This window comes from Methanoregula sp. (assembly GCF_028712425.1).
GTDB lineage: Archaea > Halobacteriota > Methanomicrobia > Methanomicrobiales > Methanospirillaceae > Methanoregula.
Genome location: NZ_JAQTQD010000008.1, coordinates 47,188 through 68,252 on the forward strand (window position 1 = coordinate 47,188; position 21,065 = coordinate 68,252).

The window sequence follows — 21,065 nt, forward strand, 5'->3', positions numbered from 1 at the left end:
ACGAATTCCTAGCAAACACATTCTGCAGCAGCCCCCTCACACCTTCGGCACTGCACCACTCCCGTCGCATTCCACTATCATTTATAATCTTGTTGGTAACATACAGTACACCATCAACGATATCCCATCGTTGAATAGCTGTGCGTCCGCTCCGATAGGTGTGGGATGCAGGAAAGAGCCGGGATGCGTGCTGCGCATTCCTGATGCGAATATGATAGCATACCATAGAAGACCATACAAGAGGATATCATATGATTTTAGTACCAGATACGAGCGTCCTTATCGACGGGCGCATCACTTCGATGATACAGGCCGGTGAATACAAGGGTGCAACAATAATCGTGCCGGAAGCCGTGGTGGCGGAACTCGAGGCCCAGGCAAACAACGGGCGCGAGATCGGGTTCTCGGGGCTCGGCGAGCTCCAGTCGCTGTGCAAGCTGGCAGAAGAGAAAACAATTGAACTGAAATTCTCCGGTGTGCGGCCTTCGCTTGAGCAGGTGAAACTTGCAAGCGGCGGCGAGATCGACGCGATGATCCGGAGCATCGCGATTGAGAACAAGGCGCGGTTCATAACAAGCGACAATGTCCAGGCCGAGGTTGCCCGGGCAAAGGGGCTCGATGTCATTTACTTAAAACCGCAGGTAACCGATTTTGTCCCGCTCGGCATCGACCAGTTCTTTGACGAGCACACCATCGCGGTGTTCTTGAAAGAACGGATCAGCCCGATGGCCAAGAAGGGCTCCATCAATGATATGAAACTCGTGAAGATCCGCGACGCCCCGACTAGCGAGTACGAGCTCCGCATGCTTGCGCAGGAGATTCTCGAGCGGGCCAAGCGCGATCCCGACGGCTTTATCGAGATCGAGAAGCGGGGCATCACGGTTGTGCAGATCGGCTCCATGCGGATCGCGATTGCGCGAAGGCCATTCTCGGACGGTATGGAGATAACCGCCGTCCGCCCGATCGTTGACGTGGCGTTAAAGGACTACACCAAGTCCGACATCATCACGAAACGGATCACGAACGAGAAGCGGGGCATGCTCATTATCGGGGCTCCGGGTGGCGGCAAGACCACGCTCGCCCAGAGCCTTGCGACCTATCTCTCTGACAGCGGCTTTGTTGTCAAGACCATGGAGGCTCCCCGCGAGCTCCAGGTGCCCGACCAGATCACGCAATACACGATGCTCGACGGCTCCATGCAGGCAACGGCCGACATCCTGATGCTGGTCCGCCCCGACTTCGTCATCTTCGACGAGCTCCGGAACACCGAGGACTTTGCCACCTACGCGGACATGCGCCTTGCGGGCCTCGGCATGATCGGGGTCATCCACGCAAACGGCGTGCAGGACGCGGTCCAGCGCTTCAGTAACCGCGTGGACTTCTCGGTCCTCTCGCAGATCGTCAACACGATCGTCTTCGTGAAACAGGGTGTCATTACGCGGGTCTACGATGTCGGGTTCACCATCAAGGTCCCCGAAGGCATGGGAGACGAGGTGCACATCCGGCCCGTGACCACGGTCACCGACCACGAAACGGGCGAACTCGTGCTCGACATCTTCCGGTACGATGGCGAGACCATCGTGATGCCGGTGATGGCGGGGCGGAACGCCCCTGCTGCAAAGCCCGCACCGGCACCGGTTCAGTTTGCAGCCCAGCCGGCTATCCCGGCTCCCGCTGCAAAACCAGCCCCCGCTCCCGAACCCGCCCGGAAAGAGACCGACGACAGGCCCGGCTGGAAACTCTCCGAGAAGGAGATCCAGCGTGAGATCGGGCGCTACACCGACGGTTTTGTGGACGTCCAGATGATGAGCGACACAAAAGCTGTCGTGTATATCGATGACAAGGACGTGCCTGCTGCCATCGGCAAGGGCGGCAAGAACGTCTCGGCCATCGTGAACAAGCTCGGCATCGGGATCGACATCAAGCCCCGGTCCGACTTCGAACGCCAGCAGGTGCAGGCGCAGAAGAGCGATGAGGAGTACAACCTCGGCGGCGGGATAAAGATCCAGACCGACAAGAAGCAGCTCACGATCATTGCCCCGTCCGAAAGCGGCAAAATCGTGGACGTCTTTGCCGGGAAAGAGTATCTTTTCACTGCCACCGTCAACGAGCAGGGCGAGATCAACCTTGCCAGGAATTCAAGCATTGCGCAGGAAATGCTCCGGCGCCATACAAACAACGAGGTCATCAAGCTGAGGCCGGTATAACCACCGGGAGCAGGTGCATAGAGTGAGCCAGTTCAATCTTTCCGCCTTTGAAGAAGAGGCACACGAACAGTGGACCCATGCCTTTGAGTCCAACCCGTCAGCACTGGAAAAATATTACCTGAACGTAGCCTTTCCGTACCCGAGCGGCGCCATGCACGTGGGGCACGGCCGGACGTACATCGTGCCGGACGTTATCGCACGCTTCTGGCGCATGCGGCAGAAACAGGTGCTCTTCCCGATGGCGTTCCACGTCACGGGAGCGCCCGTGGTGGGCATCTCCAAACGGATTGCAAACAAGGACGAGAAGACCATCCGGCTGTACCGCGACCTGTACCGCGTGCCGCAGAACATCCTCGACCAGTTCACCGACCCGCTGACCATTGTCAGGCACTTCGCGGACGAGTACCAGCGGGTCATGACCGCCTGCGGCCTCTCGATTGACTGGCGGCGCCGGTTCATCACGGTGGATCCGACGTACTCGAAATTTATCGAGTGGCAGTGGAAGCACCTGTACGATGCAGGCCACGTGATGAAGGGCGCCCACCCGGTCCGGTACTGCACCGTTGACGAGAACCCGGTCGGCGATCACGATCTCATGGAAGGCGACAAGGCCGAAGTGATCAAGTTCACGCTCGTCATGTTCCGGTTCGGTGACGCGTTCATCCCCTGCGCAACCCTCCGTCCCGAGACCATCCACGGCGTCACGAACCTCTGGGCCAACCCTGACGTCACGTACGCGAAGATCAGGCTCGACGGAAAGCCATGGATCGTCTCGAAAGAGGCAGCCGAAAAGCTCGCGCTGCAGGACCACACGGTCGAGATAACAGGAGAGATCACGGGAAGCGATCTCGTTGGCAAAACGGTCAGCCACCCGCTCTGCGGCGAGGTCCCGATCCTCCCCGCACCGTTCGTTGATCCCGATATGGCATCCGGCATGGTAATGAGCGTCCCCGCCCATGCACCGTTCGACTATATCGCCCTCCGCGACCTCCAGCAGAAGGGGCAGTACACGGAGATCAAACCCATTCCGCTCATCAAAGTCGAGGGCTACGGGGAGATCCCGGCGCAGTATGCTGTCGAGAAGGCCGGCATCCAGAACCAGATGGACAGCCGGATGGACGCGCTCACGCAGGAGATCTACTCCGCCGAATTTTCCAAGGGGAAACTCTTCGACAAATACGGCGGCAAGCCCGTGCGGGTTGCCCGTGAGGAAGTTGCCGAACTGATGCAGCAGAAGTATGACTCGGTCGTCATGTACGAATTCGACCAGAGACCGGTCGTCTGCCGGTGCGGCAACCGGGTCCGCGTGAAGATCCTCCACGACCAGTGGTTCTTAAAATACGGTGACCAGGTATGGAAGCAGGAGGTCCAGGACCACGTTGACACCATGGCGCTCGTACCTCCCGAGGTCCGGGCCGAGTTCGACCGTACCATCTGGTGGCTCAAGGACTGGGCCTGCACCCGCCGTGTCGGCCTCGGGACCCGGTTCCCGTGGGACACGAACCAGCTCATCGAGCCGCTCTCGGACTCGACCGTGTACATGGCGTACTATACCATCGCCCACAAGGTCCGCGAGATCGAGCCAAAGCTCCTCACTCCCGAAGTCTTTGATTACATCTTCCTCGGGAAGGAGTCCGAAGACCTGCCAGAGAAGAAGAAACTCGACGCCATGCGAAAGGAATTCCTGTACTGGTACCCGTACGACTTCCGGTTCTCGGCAAAGGATCTCATCAGTAACCACCTCACCTTCCAGCTCTTCCACCACTGCACGGTCTTTGCCGGGCAGAAGGACAAGCTGCCAAGGGGCATGGTCGTCTTCGGAATGGGCCTGTTGAATGGCGCCAAGATGTCAAGCTCGAAAGGCAATGTTTTCCTGCTCGAAGACGCTGTGAAGGAATTCGGCGGCGACACGGTCCGGATGTTCTTGATGGGCAGCGCCGAGCCGTGGCAGGACTTTGACTGGAGAAACGAGCTCGTGCTCTCGACAAAGAAGCAGATCGAGCGGTTCTACAACACCGTGATGGAGATCAAGGACGCTTCCGGTGAGCCGCACGACATCGACCGGTGGCTCGCGAGCCGGCTCCAGATGCACATAGCAAAGACCACCAGTGCACTTGAGAACTTCCAGACCCGGCAGGCCCTGCAGGAAGCATACTTCGGGATCGAGACCGACCTGAAATGGTACCGCAGGCGCCTCCCGAAAGACTGCGATGGCAGCCGCGAGCTCCACGAGCTCTGCTCGGTCTGGGTGCGGCTCCTTGCCCCATTCATCCCGTTCACGGGCGAGCACCTCTGGAAGGAACTCGCGGGCGAGGGCTTAATCTCGTTTGCCCCGTGGCCGGTGACAGACGAAAAACTCGTAAGCCCGAAGATCGAACTTGCCGAGGAGCTTTTGGCCCGGACAGTCGAGGACATCGAGTCTATCGTGAAGCTGATCCAGCTGCAGCCCAAAGCGATCACGATAGCCCTTGCTCCCGAATGGAAGCACCAGATCTTCCGGATGATTGCAAAGGCAGAGGACAAGAACACCGTGATCAAGGAGATCATGAAGGACGAGTCCATGCGGAAACGCGGCAAGGAGACCACCGACACCGCAAAGCAGTGCACCACCCTCATCCACCGCCTGCCCCCGTACGTTGTCGAGCCGCTCGTACAGGACCCGATCAACGAAAAGGCCGTCTTCGATGCGGCAAAAGCATTCCTCGAACAGGAGTTCGGTGTGCCGGTCCATGTTGTCATGGCAGAAGAGGCCGGGCATGTCAAGGCACTCACGGCGCTGCCGTTCAAGCCGGCGATCATTATTGAATAATTCTCTTTTTCACCAACCCGCCGTTTCATTCGTATAACCCCGGGGTTCCACTCAAATGATAACCCGGGGGAGGATACGTTTCTTTCAGATTCATTATGTCCACGGGCACACGGATACTCGTCCTCTCAAGCCTCTTCATCCTTGCCGCAAGCCTTGTCGGCAATGCCGCAGCCATGAGCATCGGGATCGACTGGAAGCAGTCTCCTTACCTTCCCGAGAGCGTCTTCTCCGGAGTCACGATAACCCCGGATGCATCCATCGCGTTTGCCGGGGGCAGCCAGATCCTGGTACGGAACTGGAACGGGAGCATGCGCTGGGGAGGCCAGCCCGGGTTCATCACCTCCATGAGTCCTGACGGTGAATGGATCGTAACAAGCAACGGCGTCACTGCAACCCTCTACAACCGGTCCGGCCAGGAGATGTGGTCCCGGAGCATGGGCGGGGCAGTCAGCGCCGTGGCAGTAGCCCCAAAGGCTGTGTTTGTCGTCACGGCTGACGAGATGGGGAACTGGATTACCTGGAACCGGAACGGGGAACTCTTACACCGGAACAAGACAGAGATCGCAAAACGATTAGCCATTGCACCTGCCGGCAACCTGATCGTTGCCGCAACCGAGAACGGCCTGCGGTATTACTCTTCCACGCTCACGCCCCTGTGGACCGACCCGCGTGAGGGGAGCCTGGACGAGCACATTATCATTTCAACAGACGGCTCGACCATCCTCACGTACGGTGGCCGACGGCTCTCATCGCTTACGCCCGAAGGGGAGCTCAACTGGCAGGTAGACGTGTCCACGGCAGCCATCAACGATGTTGCGTGCAGCCAGGACGGTTCGTTCATCGTAGTCGGCAGTCAGGACAATGCAGTGCGGGGGCTTGACCGGTACGGGAAGATTCACTGGACCTTCAAGACCGCCCAGTGGCCCAACGCTGTCGCGACATCGGCAAACGGGGTTGTTGTTGCCGCGGGCGTAAATGACGGGAGCGTCATCATCCTCGACCATCACGGTAAGGAACAGACAAGGAAGCAGTTCGATCAGCGCATCCAGCCGCGGACGCTGGTCATGAACCGCGACGGGACAAAAGTTGTTGTTGCTGACCAGCGCTACCTGTACGGCCTCTCCCTGCATGATGACAGCGCGTCCGAGACCCCGGACGAGATGATCTTTGTCGCCACCCCGCTCAATCCGGTTCCCAGGACCACAGAGCCGACACCGGTGCCCACGACCGCGATACCGGAAGTCACGATGCCGGAAGAGGCACAACCGATCCCGGTGACAACAAAGTCATCCCCATCCGGTGCATGGGTACTTCTTCCGGCAGGCGCGGGAGCACTCTGGCTTGCCGTGCGGGGCCGCAGCTGAACAGGGGGTGCCGGGGTGAGTGCCCACAACCTCAGGTCCGCCGTGAGAAGGAGACGATCCGGTCGATCAGCTTGTACTGTTCGCCCGAGTAGAAGAGTACTGTTGTCACGACCCGTTCGGCACTCCGCGTGCCGGTCACGGTGACCTCGGTCATCCCCTGCGACGGGAGGAGGTGGTCGGAATCGGTTGTCCCGTCCGGGTGGAATACTGTCACTTCAATATCTTTTACTACGTTCCGCGACGGGCCGGCGACGCTGACCGTCACGTCCCCGGTCACGACATCTTTGAACACCTCAAAGTGAAGCGTGTACTGGGGAGGCAGGACGTCGACCTGCTCCGGTGTTTCAGTGGCAGCAGTTGGAGCGGGGACTGCCGGCGCGGGAGCAGCGGTTTCTGTTTCAACAGGTTCTGGAGAGGGGGTTGGGGCGGTTGTTACGACCGTCGTAACAGTGGCAACGGGCGTTGCCTGCATCCCGGTTTCCTCTGTTCCGGACGGGCCGGGACCCGTCAGCAGGGGGAGCAGGGCCACAAGCGCGATGGCAATCACGATGAACGCGGCAATGAGCCCGATGATAAAAAAAGTCTTTTTTGAAGGGGCAGGTTTTCGTGGTGCCGGGGTTTTTGTTGCGGCTTCTTTTTTCGGTGTTGTCGTGGCGGCGGCAGGACGTTTCTGTGGAACAGGGCTGGTTGGTTCTTCCGGCTCGAGCCCGAGGAGGAGTTCGTCCACCGGGCCAGTACACGATTCTGTTGCGATCATCGCAGGCGCGGATTCCTCTGTCACAGATTCCGGTGCTTCTTCCGGTTCTTCCGCGAATTCTTCTGCTGGTTCTCCCTCCAGCACATCTCCCGGTTCTTCTCCAAATTTGTCTTCCGGCCCTTGTGCCGGTTCTACCGCGGGTTCTTCTGCCGGTTCTTCTTCAAACCTTTCTTCAGATCCTGGTTCCCGTTCCTGGACCGGTTCTTCAGTAGATTCTTCTTCCGGTTCGTCCCATGACTCAACTTCCTGAACGGGTTCCGGTTCGAGTCCCTCGTCTGTGACCGGTTCCACAACACCGGCATGCGGGGCTGCCACAGTAACCGGTTCTTCTGTTACGATGAGTCCCCGGGGGAGGACGGGTTCTTTGGAAACGGGCCGGGCACTGGCAGGAGGAGACGGGGCGGGCGGTTCTGGTTTCTTCACCGGGTCGCCGCAGTTGTCGCAGAAGCGTGCATTGGGCAGGAGGGGCGTACCGCAGGAACGGCAGACCGGTGCCTGGACCGGGGCTGATGGAGGGGGGATCTGCTCACCGCATTTTTCGCAGAAACGGTTGCCGGCAATGACCGGGGAGTTGCAGGCAGGACAGGTGGACGCGACCTCAGGCGCCCGTTCTTCGCGCATCATGGGTGGTTCCCTGTAGTAGAATGGTGGGACTCAAAGCTGATAAGTGCTGACATTTTTGTACGGTCGAAGGAAGGAAGAAAAGAATGTCGGGTATTGGAGGTCATCCTGTGCACAAGGATATGCGAAGGTTCACCCCATTCTGTTTGAGGGTACCTATTCCTCGGCAACGCTCTTGGCCCGCTTGACCCGTTCCTTGGTGGAGAACCCGGTAACGGCGTCAAGGAACTTCCGGAACCGCTTGTTGGTGTCGATGATCACGACATCGGTTGCGCCCAGGTCGGATTCGGTATCAATGGTCACCGTCTTGCCACCTTCTCCCATGATCACGTCCAGCCGCTTCAGGGCGCCAAATGTAATCCGGTAGCCCTTGCCGGTCTTTTCGGGCGCAACGCCAAAACAGTTTTTCAGTTCCGCGATGGCCCTCGTTTCCAGGTCCTTGGTGAGCCCGCGCTTGATGGGATACTCTTGCATAATACTTTTTTAGTACTTGGTCTATGTTAAAGTAATGACGGCAGATGCACCCGAGCTTGGAGACCGGATCTCAAAAAAGCTGGACAGTGTCCACGCGGATCTTGTCACAATCGCCTCCAGAAAAGACCTCAATATCATCTCGCAGCCGCTTCCGGAGAACGGGGCTGTCCTGCTGGGCTTCCCTGGCAGCGGCCTTGTCGGGACCATCGCGCTCCAGTACCTGGTCGACCAGCTCGAATTCGAGCAGGTCGGCTCCATGAACTCCCGCTACTTCCCGCCGCTCGCGATGATGAACAAGGGGCTCATCAATGACCCGGTCCGCATCTATGCCAAGAATTCCGCCGACATGAACCTTGCCGCAATCGTTGCCGACATCCCCATCGCTCCCCCGATCTGTTACGAGATCGCAAACGGCATCATGGACTGGCTGGAGACGTTCAAGCCAAAAGAGGTCCTGACCATCGCCGGTATCGTAACAAACGAGCCGGAAAAACGGGTCTTCTCGGTTGCAACCACACCCCAGGCACTTGAGCGGATCCAGGACATCACCCTTGTCCTGCCTATCGGGAGCATCTCGGGGATCGCATCCAGCATCCTCACCGAGTGCAAAGCGCGGAAAATCCCGGCAATCGGGCTTTTAGGCGAGACCGTCAATGCACCCGATCCGCGGGCATCGGCGTCGACAATCGAGGTGCTCAATAAGATGTACAACCTTGCCCTCGAGACGCAGCCACTTATCGAGCAGGCGGTTGAGATCGAGCAGAGCATGGGCAAGCTTGCCGAGGAAGTGCAGCAGTCCGCGGAGACGAGCCCGAAAAAAGATCTTCCGATGTATGGGTGACCTGCCATGAAGTGCGCTGCATTAACCAGTATCTCTCCCGACATCATCAAAGAACTGAAGTCGGGGAGACCGCGGACGATCGAGCTCCAGAGCACACACAACATCGTCACGGTTGCCGAGGTCGAGCCCGGCCCTGACACCCACATCTTCATGACCTCGACCGATATCGAGGACCTCTCCCCGGGCGACGCGGGGATCTGCGTCTTTGTCCTCTCGACGAGCCTCTCTATGAAACGGGTTGTGGAGTTCTCACAGGGCGGGACCGTGTACGAGGAGCGGGAGCGCGTCTCTGCAAGGGTGCAGGTGAAGTTCTGTGCAACCTCGGTCATCAAGGGGGTATACCGCGACGGGCTGATGAAGCCAACGTCGGTTGAAGTCCTCAAGTCCTGCTGTTACCACGCGGGGTGACAGGATCTCCGGCCCCACGATAACTCTTTTTTCAGAACTTCTCTCTCACACAGGCAACCCGGCCCTCCATACACCACGACAAGGGTAACTCACCGGAGAGATTCATCAGCACCAGCAGGTAGTGGTGTCTTGCAGTTATACGAAGATCTCAAAAGAAAAAAGAGAGGTAAGATGGGGGCGCGTTACTTCCTGCGCAGCGCGATCAGCGCAAGGCCGATACCACCGACAATGACAAGCGCATCCAGCGGGGATGCGGGGGTGGGGGTGTCGCTCGGCCAGGGTGTCGGTGTCGCGCTCGTCTGCTTTCGTGTCACTTTGATGGAAGTCGGTATCGTGGTAGGCGCTGAGATGGGTGTTGCCGTGGTGGCGGTGGTTTTGACTTCGAGGTTTGCCGAGAAGGACTCGGTCTTGCCGGATGTCACCTTTACCGATCGCATCCAGTCAGCGTAACCGTCTTTTTTGACCATGAGTTTGTAGGTCCCGACATCAAGATCATTGAGGGTTACGGGCGTTTTTCCCTTGCTCACACCGTCAAGGTAGACCGTTGCCTCCGATGGCGATGAAGAAACCTCGATTGCGCCAACCGCATCGCTGGTAACCTCGAATTCGACATCATCATCACAGACAATCTTTCCGAAATCGTCTTTTACGCAGACCTCGTACTTGCCCAGTTCCTTATCATCGAGATCGAACGTTGCATTGACTTTTGTCGCTGACTTGACGTCAATATCCTTTTTGGTGATGTTACCCTCATCGGAGTTGTGGAGGTACACATCCGTGATCTCCGAGAGGCCGGAACCAGTAATCGCTATCTCGACATCATCCGTGTTCGTCCGGGCCTTAGTCGGGTTCACGGAAGAGAGCGTGATTGCGGGACGGAGCGTGATATCTGTCCCATAGACGGTATCGGGGATGTCGGGGGAGGTGATCACGAGTTTTCGCGAGGCTTCGGTATTGCTTCCCAGACTGTCGGATATCTTGGACCTGGAGAAGATACAGACAATCTGTGACGCGGAAACGGAGTTTATTGTCGCAGTTTCGTTGATATCCGAACCCGATTTCATGAGCTTAATAACAAGGCTGCTCTGTGAAGTGATATTGAAGTCACCAGTGATCGTGAACGTGACCGACGAGTCCGTGTAGGCGACTTTCGGCGTTACTTCCGAGATACTGGCCGAATCGGCAGCAACAGGAACCGTGATAAGAAGCAGGACGAGCAGACTAAGTACTATGCTGATGGTCTTCATGGAAAAACACCTACTAATCGTATCAGGTTAGAAGATAGGAACCCAGTTAAGATATATTTTTTTAAATTTATTCGGTGGCGGGCTCCTCGCTACATTCCCCGCTTAAATGTTTAGGGGAACTGCATGACACAGATTAATTATCCACGAGCGCGAAATTACATGGCACAAGGGCCTGTGGCTTAGCCTGGACATAGCGCCGGGCTTCTAACCCGGATGCCGGGGGTTCGAATCCCCCCAGGCCCGTCCCTGTTTTTCCAAATAAATTTTTAGGAATGTCCGGAAGCGGGACTAACACTGTGTATATAAACACGCAACCTGAAAGTCATCGATCCATGAGCTGGTGACATCAGATCGCTGACATCTCAGGATATAACTTCACCAATAAAAGAACGCGATGCTGCCATCAGGATCATAATCCCGAGGATTGTTGTCCCTAAACCGTACAAAATCATCACTCCCTCCAAGAAGGGATGCTTAAATACCTGCTGTGAAGTGATCCCGGTCGTAAACGCAGCCATATCCAGCAGAATGGCAAGGGAGACCATACTGACAAGCCCGGAGAGTATCGCAGTGACGATATTCAGCTCACGTTGCTGACTCAAAGACAAAAGCATGATTGCCACGAGAGTAGTACAGGGAGCAAGACAGAGCAGGAGAGCAATCCCCAATCCAGTGAGGAACAGGGAATATGGATCTCCTGGCATAACAAGAGAGGGGACTGCGGCAAAAACGGTTCCTGCAATTACGGTCCCTGCAACCAGCACGCCGGCAAGTGGCAGACCGAGATACCAGGGTCCTGAGATCCCGCGGAGGGCATTAAGGGAGACAATCCATCCGGCCGAAGAGATAATCCCGAGAATAAGAAAAACCAGATCGAATGAATACCCGATGACGGAAAACATGCGGGCAACAATGAGGAGGGCCAATATGGGAAGCCAGAAAAAAACCGCTGTGGTAGCTGCAAACGCTGATCTGAATAAATCCATGGAGAATATTAAGTACGTAATTATAAATTTAAAGCGTTTTATCGGAACCGGATCTAAAAAAAGAATTACAGGTTGTCCTCTGCACCGGCAGGCTGCCCGTCCATCGGCTTTTGCAGGATCTGGACATCGGCGATGTTGTGCTGGCGCAGGGCGAGTTTCTTTGCCTTGAAGATGTTCTTGCCTTCCTTCCCTATTGCAATGCCGCGGTCCTCGTCCCGGACTTCCACGGTTGCAGTCTTCTGCTCATCCTCGCCCTCGAAAAGGATGGAGGTGACCTGGGCGGGCAAAAAGCAGTTCTTCAAAAACTGCTCGGCGTTGCTGTTGTATTCAACGACCTCGATCTTCTTTCCCATGACCTCGGAAGCCTTCTTGATCGAGGCGCCCTTCTTGCCAATCGCAAGCCCCATGTCACCCGGATTGATGACAAAGATGAGCCGGGCGTTGCGGTCATCGACCACGCAGTCGCGGCTTCCCGCACCGGTCAGGCTCTCGAACTGGGAGATCAGGCGCATGCAGTCTTCGGTCAGTTTTACTTCGACCATAGGGTGCACCTGACGTTACGCCCTCTTGAGGGAGAGGATATCTGACTCGCCTGGGCTGACGATTGCAAGGGTGCTGACCATGAACGGCTTACCGCAGGCCTTGCCGAGCGCAACGCTCGATCCCTCGAACGTGTGGATGAAGAGATTCTCGTTCGTGGAAAGTTTCTCTTTAAAGGATGCCGGACAGTTGCCGGCAACGACGATCATCTGGGCTTTGCCTTCCTTGATGCATTTCTCGGTGTTGTTCTGGCCAAGGATGACGTTTCCTGTCTTGATTGCTCTTCTGAGTGAAGCATTAAAATCCATGTACAATTCCTCGGAGGTTTGTGCAATTAATTCTCGTTCTGCCTGATTGCTATCAGTTTTACATCGCCGGTGCCCAGCTGGATTGGCTGGCCCACGATGACGTTCTCGGTTACGCCGCTCAGTTCATCAACTTCATTTGCGACGGCCGCGTCGAGCAGGTGGTTGACGGTCACTTCGAATGCCGCACGGGAGAGGACGCTCTCCTTCTCGCCGGCGATACCGTGACGGCCGATCTGCTTGACTTCGCCTTCCATGCACATCATGTCCGAGACGAGCATGAGGTGGCGGACATCCACGGCGATACCCTGTTCGTTGAGGGTGGATACCGCTTCGTGGATGACCGCATTTCTTGCTGCCTCGATACCGAGCACCTGGGCGATCTCGCTGATATTGTTGGTGCGGGTCCTTGTCGTGTCCACGCCAACGACATCAAATACGTCCTTAAGATTGGATCCTTCAGTATAAAGTATATACTCCCCGGTCTCCTTCCGGACGACGACACGGATGATGTCGTCAATGCCCTGCACGATGACGTTCCTGACGTGCTCGGCAAGCTGGAAGAGGTTCTGGTAACTCTCCTTGTCCTTGGGCATGAAGATGATCGTCGCGGATGCCTCGTCGATCTCGTGCTCGAAATCGCGGTAATGCCGCCGGTCGCGGATCTTCTTGGGGGCGACCTCCATGATCTCGGAGGGCGCGATCTTGCGCTTGTCGCAGACCTTGGTGTTTAAGTGGACGACAACCTGCATGTTCTCCATATCGGTCGTAATGTCGCCGAACTCGTGGAGCGGGGCCGCCTCAATCTGCCAGCTGACCTCCCGGGCCCGGTCACGGTCGTTCCCGTAATCGGGCTCCAGGAACACCGTCATGGTTGGCGTACTGGGCTCTTTCCTCGCATCCATGATCTCGATGAGACGCGGGAGACCGAGCGTAACGTTGATCTCGGCCACACCGGCGTAGTGGAACGTACGCATCGTCATCTGCGTGCCGGGCTCACCGATGGACTGGGCGGCGATGATGCCGACTGCTTCGCAGGCTTCGATCCGGGTGCTCTGGTACTCGTTTAAGACCCGTTCAAGGATCTGCTTGAACTGGGCGTCGGTGATCTCCTTGCCGTCAAGATACTTCCGGAGCTGGTCCTTGGTCTTCTGGGGGAGGGCTGCTGCCTCGATCTTCTTGTCGTACTTTGCATCGAGTGCCATAATTATACCTCCTCCTTGAGGATACTCTCGACAATGCCCTTGACATCGACAGGATCACCAAATGCGCTCTTGGTCGGGTCAGTGCCGTCCTCGCCGTACTCGAACTGGATGATCTTGCCACCCGTCGAACGCACGGTGCCATCGTACGCCACCTTGAGGTCCTGCAGCGCATTGATCATCCGGCGCTGGAGGTACCCGCTCTGGGATGTACGGACCGCAGTATCGACAAGACCTTCACGACCACCGATTGCGTGGAAGAAGAACTCGGTCGGGTTGAGGCCCCCCTTGTAACTGTGCTGGATGAAGCCGTGGGCGTCCGAGCCGCGGTCGCCCTTCTTGAAGTGCGGAAGGGTGCGGTCATCGTACCCACGGACGATACGCTCACCACGAACCGACTGCTGGCCGATACAACCGGCCATCTGGGTCAGGTTCAGCATGGAACCACGGGCACCGGAGACTGCCATCACGACAGCACTGTTGCCAAGACCCAGGTGGCGGCCGGCGATCTGACCGGTCTGGTCACGGGCTTTGCCCAGCACCTGCATGATCTGCATCTCGAGGGTTTCCTCAACGGTACGGCCGGGCATCGGTTCGAGCTGGCCGTCCTCGTAGATCCGGATACGCCGCTCGACGTCGAGTGCTGCATTCTTCAACACTTCATCAATCTGCCCGTACTCGGTCTTGCTCAGGTCTTCGTCATCGATACCGAACGAGAAGCCATCCAGCATGATACCGCGGATCGAGAGCTTGGTGAAGTCGTCGATGAACTTCGTTGCCCGCTTCATGCCCTGCTGGCGGATGATACGGTTGACCACCTGGCCGTCGAATGCACCAATGGCCTTCTTGTCGATGGTCCCCGACTCCAGCTTCCCGTCGATGATGCGGACGTACGCATCGCGTTCGCACATCTCCTTTTTGCAGGTGTCGCAGTTCTGGCAGGAACTTGCGTGGAAGACCATGTTGAGGCTTTCCGGAAGGATGACCGAGAAGACCTGCTTGTTGCTCCAATACTCAACACCGTCCTCAACCTTCCCGGGCTCGGGCATGCGCTCGATTTTGGTGTAGCGGAGAAGATAGAGTGCCTGTTCTTTCGTGAACCAGCGGGTGTCGTGGGTGAGCATGAAGATACCCGAGACGTGGTCGTGGATACCACCGATGATGGGGCCGCCGAAGCGCGGGGAGAGGATGTTTTCCTGCACGGAGATAAGGATAGATGCCTCGGCCCGGGCCTCTTCTGTCTGGGGCACGTGCATGTTCATTTCGTCGCCATCGAAGTCAGCATTGTACGGCGGGCAGACCGCGGGGTTGAGCCGGAAGGTCCGGCCTTCCATCACCTTGACGCGGTGGGCCATGATACTCATCCGGTGCAGCGAGGGCTGCCGGTTGAAGAGCACGACATCGTCATCGCGGAGCTGGCGTTCGACCGTGTAACCGGGCTCGATCATGTCCGCAACGGTGTCGAGGTTGTCAGCACCAAGGCGGAGACGGCGGTTGTCCGGGCGGATGACATAGTTCGCGCCGCAGGGCGAATTGACGTCCGGGCGGGTCGGGCCGTTCCGGACAATCTGGCGGAGTTCTTCGATGTTATAGGGAGTGACCCGGACCGGAACGGTCATCTCGTTTGCCACGGCACGGGGGACACCGACCTGCGAAACCGAGAGGTTCGGGTCGGGAGAGATGACGGTACGGCTCGAGAAGTTCACACGCTTGCCTGAGAGCGAACCACGGAACCGTCCGTCCTTACCCTTCAGGCGCTGCGAGAGGGTCTTCAAGGGCCGGCCGCTGCGGTGGCGGGCCGGGGGGCAGCCAGCTACTTCGTTGTCAAGGTATGTAGTCACGTGGTACTGCAGGAGTTCCCAGAGGTCCTCGATGATGAGCTGGGGAGCGCCTGCGTCCTGATTCTCCTTGAACCGCTGGTTGATACGGATGATGTCCACAAGCTTGTGGGTGAGGTCGTCCTCGGACCGCTGGCCGTTCTCGAGAATAATGGAGGGTCGCATCGTGACCGGCGGAACCGGCAGAACGGTGAGGATGGTCCACTCGGGGCGGGCAACATCGGGGTTGATGCCGAGCGGGATTAAGTCCTCGTTCGGGATCTTCTCGAGCCGCGCGCGGATATCGGCGGGAGTGAGCTTATGCTCAACTTTCTTCCCGTCTTCGACCATGACCTCGGAGAAAGTGGTCGGCTTCTCGAAGTTGATCTTGAGCTGCTGTTCGCCGCAGTGGGGGCAGATGCGCTCCTTCTTGACGTCCTTTTCTGAGAGGAGGTCACCGGTCAGGTCGTCTTCTGTTCCAACGACTTTCTCGACTTCCTCGGGGGAGAGAAGCACACGGCCGCAGGCACGGCAGGTGACACGGAGGAGTTTTCTTATGAGCCGTGTGTACCCGACATGGATGACGGGCTTTGCAAGCTCGATGTGGCCGAAGTGGCCGGGGCAATCGCTCGCCTTCTGGTCGCAGGTCTTGCACCGGAGGCCCGGGTCGATGACACCGAGGTTTAAGTCCATGAGCCCCTGGGGGTAGGGGAACCCGTCGTCATCGTAGGTGTCGGCCCAGATGATCTTGCGGACGCTCATCTCCCGGATCTCTTTGGGGGAGAGGAGGCCGAACTCGATCTGGCCGATTCGTTTTGGGGATGGCATGTTACACCACGTCCTGTAACTTCAGCCTGGGTGCTATACCCATGCTCTTCATCTCGTCAAGCAGGAGCTTGAACGCGTAACTCATCTCGACCGAGTAGATATCGGTCTCGTTCCCGCAGGCAAGGCAGCGGGTCATGTTGCGCTTGCGGTCGAGCATCGCAACCATGCCGCAGTGTGCGCAGACGTACTCCTGCACCTTGTCCGACTCGTCAAGGAGACGCTCCTTTAAGGCCATGGCGGCGCCGTGGCCGATCATGACATCGCGCTCCATCTCACCGAACCGGAGACCTCCCTCACGGGCACGGCCTTCAGTAGGCTGGCGGGTTAAGACCTGCACCGGGCCGCGGGACCGTGCGTGCATCTTCGAAGATACCATGTGGTAGAGTTTCTGGTAGTAGATGACACCGATGTAGATATCGGCCTTGAAAACCTTGCCGGTGATGCCATCATACATGACCTCGCGGCCATTGTGGGAGAAACCCAGGTTCTTTAACGATGCGCGGAGGTCAGCCTCGCGCTCGCCGCCGAACGCGGTTGCATTGATGCGCCGGCCTTCGAGCGATCCTACTTTGCCGCCGATCATCTCGAGCATGTGCCCGATGGTCATCCGGCTCGGGATTGCGTGAGGGTTGATCACGAGATCGGGAGAGAGTCCGCTCTCGGTGAAGGGCATGTTCTCCTGGGGGGTGATCAGGCCGACAACCCCCTTCTGCCCGTGGCGGGACGCGAACTTGTCACCGACTTCCGGCACACGGAGGTCGCGGGTGCGCACTTTCACGAGCCGGGAGCTGTTCTCGCCCTCGGTGATAATGACAGTGTCAACGATACCGTGCTCGTTGGAGCGCATCGTGACGGAGGTGTCGCGGCGTTTCTCGACTGCGATCAGCTCGCCTGAGGGTTCTTCAAGGAACCGGGGCGGGGAGGTCTTGCCGATGAGGACATCCTTCTCCATGACAACGGTCTCGGGGTTGATGACACCATCTTCGTCAAGGTTCTTGTAGGACTCGGCACCGTGGGCACCGGCAACGTCCTCCTCGGGCACCTCGATGCGGTCAATCTGGCCGCCGGGGTACCGGCGCTCTTCGCCTTCGTAGGTCCGGAAGAAATGGGACCGGCCAAGGCCGCGTTCGATCGAGGCCTTGTTGAAGATGAGCGCATCTTCAATATTGTACCCTTCGTAACTGAGGATGGCAACAACGAAGTTCTGCCCGGCCGGGCGGTCATCCGAGCCGATCAGTTCGGAGGTCTGCGTGTGCGTGAGCGGTTTCTGGCAGTAGTGGAGCAGGTGGCCGCGGGTGTCCGGGCGCAGCTTCATGTTGGCGGCACCGAAGCCGAGCGCCTGCTTGACCATTCCTGCACCCATCGTGACACGGGGACTGGCGTTGTGTTCCGGGAACGGGACGTGAGCTGCACCAATACCGAGGATCAGGGAGGGGTCGATCTCCAGGTGCGTGTGCTCGGGCGTTGCGTTCTCGGGGTTCATTGCGATATAGAGATCTTCCTCCTCCTCCGCGTCGATGAACTCAATCATCCCGTGCTGGACGAAGAAACCAATGTCGATCTCCTTTTTTGCAAGGCGCGCAAGGTCGTCGTCGGTGATGAGCGGTTCGCCGTTCTTTAAGACGATCAGCGGGCGGCGGGCGCGGCCGCGGTCGGTCAGGATCACGACATCCCCATTGTATTCCTTGTGGGAGACATTCACTTCCGGCGAGAGTGCTCCCTGCCGGCGCATGTTCCGGATATTTGCGACAAGCGCCTTCGGGTCGTCGACAAGGCCGATGAGGGCGCCGTCAGCGAATACGCGTGACTTCTTCACTGGACCTCACCCCGGATGTGCTCGACACCAAGATTATGCAGGATGCGCATGATCTCTTCCTCGTCATCGACACCTTTGCTGATCTCCACCATCTGGGCGAAGTTCTTGACAAGACCGCAATTCGGACCTTCGGGGGTCTCGCTCGGGCAGATCCGGCCCCACTGGGTCGGGTGAAGGTCACGGGCCTCGAAGTGGGGCTGTGACCGGGAGAGCGGGGAGATGACACGGCGGAGGTGCGAGAGCACGGCCATGTGGTCCACGCGGTCGAGGAGCTGGGAGACACCGGTCCTCCCGCCCACCCAGTTGCCGGTGGCAAGCGGGTGGAGGAGGCGCTCGGTCAGCACGTCGGCGCGTACTGCAGTTGCAATCGAGAGATCGCGGTGGCGCATGCTGGCGCGCTCGAGCTGGTACTTGATGTCCCGTGTCAGGCGGTTCAAGGAGATACGGAAGAGATCCTCCATCAGGTCGCCGGCAAGTTTCAGGCGCTTGTTCGAGTAGTGATCCTTGTCATCGATCCGGCGCTTGTTTAAGACAAGGTCGAAGCAGGCCTCTGCCATGCGGCCAAGGAAGTGGGCCTTTGCAAGCCGGACCGAGAGGACTGCCTCCAGGTAGCCCTCGTCACCCTCCTTTAAGTGTGCCGGCATCGCGTAGTTGAGGTGCGGCAGGAGGTAGTTGTCCAGGACGAACTCGGCGCGCTTCCTCTGGTAGTCCTTGGTCTGGTTCGGCGCGAGTTTCTTACCGACATACATGATGCCCCCATCGACCGAGTCGCACTCGCTCTCTTCGAGGTTCTGCATCATGAAGGTCAGGATGTCCTCGTCGCTTGAGACAGCGTTCACGACTTCCTGGTCGTTGGTCATCCCAAGCGCCCGCATCAGGTCAACGAACTTTAAGTGGCCGGCAACAGACGGGAAGGAGACCTCAAGGAGGTTCTTCTTGTTCCGCTCGACAACAACCAGCGCGCGGTAGCCGCGGAACTGGCTGAACACCTTGGCTACGTAGATACGCTCATTGTAGCGCTCGGTGAACTCGGTCATGATCTTGTTGGACGCAAGGTCCTCTAAGGTCATGAGCACGCGTTCCGTGCCGTTCACGATGAAATAGCCGCCGGCGTCGAATGCGTCCTCGCCATGGGAAACACGCTGGTCATCGTCCATGCCATAAAGATTGCAGGCAAGCGATCCGACCATGATCGGGAGCTGCCCGATGGTCGTGATGATCGGATCCTGCCGGTCATCGCCACGCACGAGCGTCAGGCCGAGCTGGATCGGCGCAGCATAGGTCAGGTTGCGGAGACGGGCCTCGCTCGGGTAGAGTTCTCCCTGCGAGCCGTCTGCCTCGCGGACGAGCGGCTTCTTCACCTCGATGCTCCCAAGTTCGACCCAGACCGGGTCATTGTTCCTGCCCCGGTTCTCGATGTCGGTCTCGATGATCCGCTGCTCGTTTACCACTTTCTGGAGATTATATTTTAGGAAATAGTTGAAGGAGTCAAGCTGGTGGCGCGCAACATGCTCCCGTGAAAAATATGCCCTCGATAAAATACTTCTGTCAATCAGACTGACCAACCCCAACGATCACTTTTTCGGTTTCCTGATCACGAGCCGGTATGCCTCGGCCCTGCCGGCCGTGTGGCTCGTCCGGATGATCCGTATCACATCATCAGCTTCGGCGCCGATCATTTTGACGGCAGGATCGTCATGATAGATTTTTGGTAATTGTTCTGTTGTAATGTTGTAGCGGGAGAGGAGTTCTGAGACCTCATCCTCGCTCATGATTTGATGATCCGGCACCATCACGTGCTCTATCACATTCAGTTTGGTGCTCAATGAAAAACCCCCTCAAAGATGAACAAATTTCCTCTCAGATGCATCACCGCAAAAATCCCACGATTGCTCGTGGCAACGGGCCCGGAGGGATTTGAACCCCCGACCACCTGGTTAAAAGCCAGGCGCTCTACCGAACTGAGCTACGAACCCACGAATACTGTACAGTCCAAGATGTACAGCATTATAACAATGCCAAAAAACTATTTAAATATTCTCCCTGTAGCTATTAGGCTTTTGCTTATACTCATACGAAGGAGCAGGCGCTCCCGCGTGCATCAGGGCGCTGGAGAGGTGGGGATCTTCCCGCTCAGTTCCTTCAGCCGGACCTCATCAGCCTGAATCTTTTCTTCAAGCTTCCTGATGGCGGCAAGATCTTCGGCCGGCGCATCGCGCCCCACGTTGCTCATGTCGCACGCTTTTTTGAGCACGCAGAGCAGGTTTTTGTCCACCTCAATGCTTTTCCGGAGTGCGGCATATTCGTCTATGATCCCGCTCTCAACGCCGGCCGCTTCTGCACCCTGTTTCTCCGCTTTCACGTCACTCCTCCGGGTGAATATACGCTGGATAGCATCCAGGAGCTGTGCCGGGTTTACCGGTTTTGAGACAAAGTCCTCGATATTGATGGCGTGCTGCTGTGTTTCTTCAGGAGTGATCTTCTTTGCCGAGAACATCAGTACGGGGATGTCCTTTGTTTCGGGAGATGCCTTGAGACGGTCGAGCGTCTCCCAGCCGTCCATCGGCTCCATCATGATGTCAAGGAGAATGAGATCCGGTTTCGTGGTGGCAAGGAGCGCCAGGGCTTCATCGCCGCCGTGAGTTGCTATCGGGTTGAATCCTTTCCGCTTGAGGAGGGCAACAAGCCCGTCCACGATATAGGGACTGTCATCAACAATCAGGATCGTGTCGTCCATTGCCTAATCCCCCCCTGAAGCCATCGCGGGTATACAGCAGGACAGTACAAAGAGTGGTGATTCTCCGCCTGCATCCCGTGTGCCGGGTAGTATATGACCCCATAGT

Annotated in this window: 17 protein-coding genes and 2 tRNA genes; 6 read left to right on the top strand and 13 right to left on the bottom strand. The window is 57.7% G+C overall.

All coding sequences use genetic code 11. The features are described 5' to 3' along the window. Positions 1-251: 251 nt before the first annotated feature. The 3 genes from PHF39_RS06050 (at position 252) to PHF39_RS06060 (ending at position 6,380) form a co-directional block, all read left to right on the top strand. On the top strand, positions 252-2,207 hold the full coding sequence (locus PHF39_RS06050; protein ID WP_300221610.1) for a PINc/VapC family ATPase: 1,956 nt from the start codon (positions 252-254) through the stop codon (positions 2,205-2,207). A gap of 22 nt (positions 2,208-2,229) precedes the next feature. Continuing rightward, on the top strand, positions 2,230-5,016 hold the full coding sequence (leuS, locus tag PHF39_RS06055; RefSeq protein WP_300221613.1) for a leucine--tRNA ligase: 2,787 nt from the start codon (positions 2,230-2,232) through the stop codon (positions 5,014-5,016). Positions 5,017-5,111: 95 nt separating this feature from the next. After that, positions 5,112-6,380, top strand: a complete 1,269-nt coding sequence (locus PHF39_RS06060; protein WP_300221616.1) for a WD40 repeat domain-containing protein — start codon at positions 5,112-5,114, stop codon at positions 6,378-6,380. Between the two features lie 31 nt (positions 6,381-6,411). Here PHF39_RS06060 and PHF39_RS06065 read toward each other — a convergent pair whose 3' ends face one another. Together PHF39_RS06065 and PHF39_RS06070 are read right to left on the bottom strand one after the other, a co-directional pair. After that, positions 6,412-7,761 carry a zinc ribbon domain-containing protein gene (locus PHF39_RS06065; protein ID WP_300221619.1) on the bottom strand — a complete coding sequence of 450 codons (1,350 nt, stop codon included), beginning with the start codon at positions 7,759-7,761 and terminating at the stop codon, positions 6,412-6,414. Between the two features lie 153 nt (positions 7,762-7,914). Then, positions 7,915-8,232, bottom strand: a complete 318-nt coding sequence (locus PHF39_RS06070; protein WP_300221622.1) for a DUF5611 family protein — start codon at positions 8,230-8,232, stop codon at positions 7,915-7,917. Positions 8,233-8,266: 34 nt separating this feature from the next. On the opposite strand from PHF39_RS06070, the gene PHF39_RS06075 reads away from it, so the two are divergent. Continuing rightward, entirely contained in the window at positions 8,267-9,073 is an 807-nt protein-coding gene (locus PHF39_RS06075) for a proteasome assembly chaperone family protein (protein WP_300221625.1), read from the top strand. 6 nt (positions 9,074-9,079) lie between these two features. Then, positions 9,080-9,481: a DUF473 domain-containing protein gene (locus PHF39_RS06080; RefSeq protein ID WP_300221628.1), complete on the top strand. Its 402-nt coding sequence runs from the start codon at positions 9,080-9,082 to the stop codon at positions 9,479-9,481. 182 nt (positions 9,482-9,663) lie between these two features. Here the strand turns inward: PHF39_RS06080 and PHF39_RS06085 are convergent, their stop codons facing one another. Continuing rightward, positions 9,664-10,728 (bottom strand): PEGA domain-containing protein, encoded by a 1,065-nt coding sequence (locus PHF39_RS06085; protein WP_300221631.1) that lies wholly within the window; start codon positions 10,726-10,728, stop codon positions 9,664-9,666. Positions 10,729-10,896: 168 nt separating this feature from the next. Between PHF39_RS06085 and PHF39_RS06090 the strand changes: the two genes are divergently transcribed. Beyond that, positions 10,897-10,971: transfer RNA gene (locus PHF39_RS06090), tRNA-Arg, on the top strand. A gap of 119 nt (positions 10,972-11,090) precedes the next feature. On the opposite strand, the gene PHF39_RS06095 is transcribed toward PHF39_RS06090, so the two are convergent. The 10 genes from PHF39_RS06095 to PHF39_RS06140 all read right to left on the bottom strand — a co-directional run bounded on the left by PHF39_RS06095 (position 11,091) and on the right by PHF39_RS06140 (position 20,959). Next, positions 11,091-11,714, bottom strand: a complete 624-nt coding sequence (locus PHF39_RS06095; RefSeq protein WP_300221633.1) for a hypothetical protein — start codon at positions 11,712-11,714, stop codon at positions 11,091-11,093. A 65-nt stretch (positions 11,715-11,779) separates the two neighbouring features. Then, positions 11,780-12,256, bottom strand: coding sequence for a NusA-like transcription termination signal-binding factor (locus tag PHF39_RS06100; protein WP_300221636.1), 477 nt, complete (start codon positions 12,254-12,256; stop codon positions 11,780-11,782). 15 nt (positions 12,257-12,271) lie between these two features. Further along, positions 12,272-12,562, bottom strand: coding sequence for a 50S ribosomal protein L30e (locus PHF39_RS06105; RefSeq protein WP_300221639.1), 291 nt, complete (start codon positions 12,560-12,562; stop codon positions 12,272-12,274). Between the two features lie 26 nt (positions 12,563-12,588). After that, a complete protein-coding gene (gene rpoA2, locus PHF39_RS06110) occupies positions 12,589-13,764 on the bottom strand; it encodes a DNA-directed RNA polymerase subunit A'' (RefSeq protein ID WP_300221642.1) in 1,176 nt (391 codons plus the stop codon). Between the two features lie 2 nt (positions 13,765-13,766). Then, positions 13,767-16,406 (bottom strand): DNA-directed RNA polymerase subunit A', encoded by a 2,640-nt coding sequence (locus PHF39_RS06115; RefSeq protein WP_300221644.1) that lies wholly within the window; start codon positions 16,404-16,406, stop codon positions 13,767-13,769. 1 nt (position 16,407) lies between these two features. Beyond that, complete coding sequence (gene rpoB, locus PHF39_RS06120; protein WP_300221648.1) at positions 16,408-18,222, bottom strand: DNA-directed RNA polymerase subunit B; 1,815 nt, start codon at positions 18,220-18,222, stop codon at positions 16,408-16,410. Further along, positions 18,219-19,787: a DNA-directed RNA polymerase subunit B'' gene (locus PHF39_RS06125; RefSeq protein ID WP_300221651.1), complete on the bottom strand. Its 1,569-nt coding sequence runs from the start codon at positions 19,785-19,787 to the stop codon at positions 18,219-18,221. Before PHF39_RS06125 ends, rpoB begins: the two co-directional genes overlap by 4 nt. Before the next feature lie 9 nt (positions 19,788-19,796). Then, positions 19,797-20,048 carry a DNA-directed RNA polymerase subunit H gene (locus PHF39_RS06130; RefSeq protein ID WP_300221654.1) on the bottom strand — a complete coding sequence of 84 codons (252 nt, stop codon included), beginning with the start codon at positions 20,046-20,048 and terminating at the stop codon, positions 19,797-19,799. Between the two features lie 76 nt (positions 20,049-20,124). Continuing rightward, positions 20,125-20,198 (bottom strand) — tRNA-Lys (locus PHF39_RS06135). Between the two features lie 125 nt (positions 20,199-20,323). Continuing rightward, positions 20,324-20,959, bottom strand: coding sequence for a response regulator (locus PHF39_RS06140; RefSeq protein WP_300221657.1), 636 nt, complete (start codon positions 20,957-20,959; stop codon positions 20,324-20,326). Between the last annotated feature and the right edge of the window lie 106 nt (positions 20,960-21,065).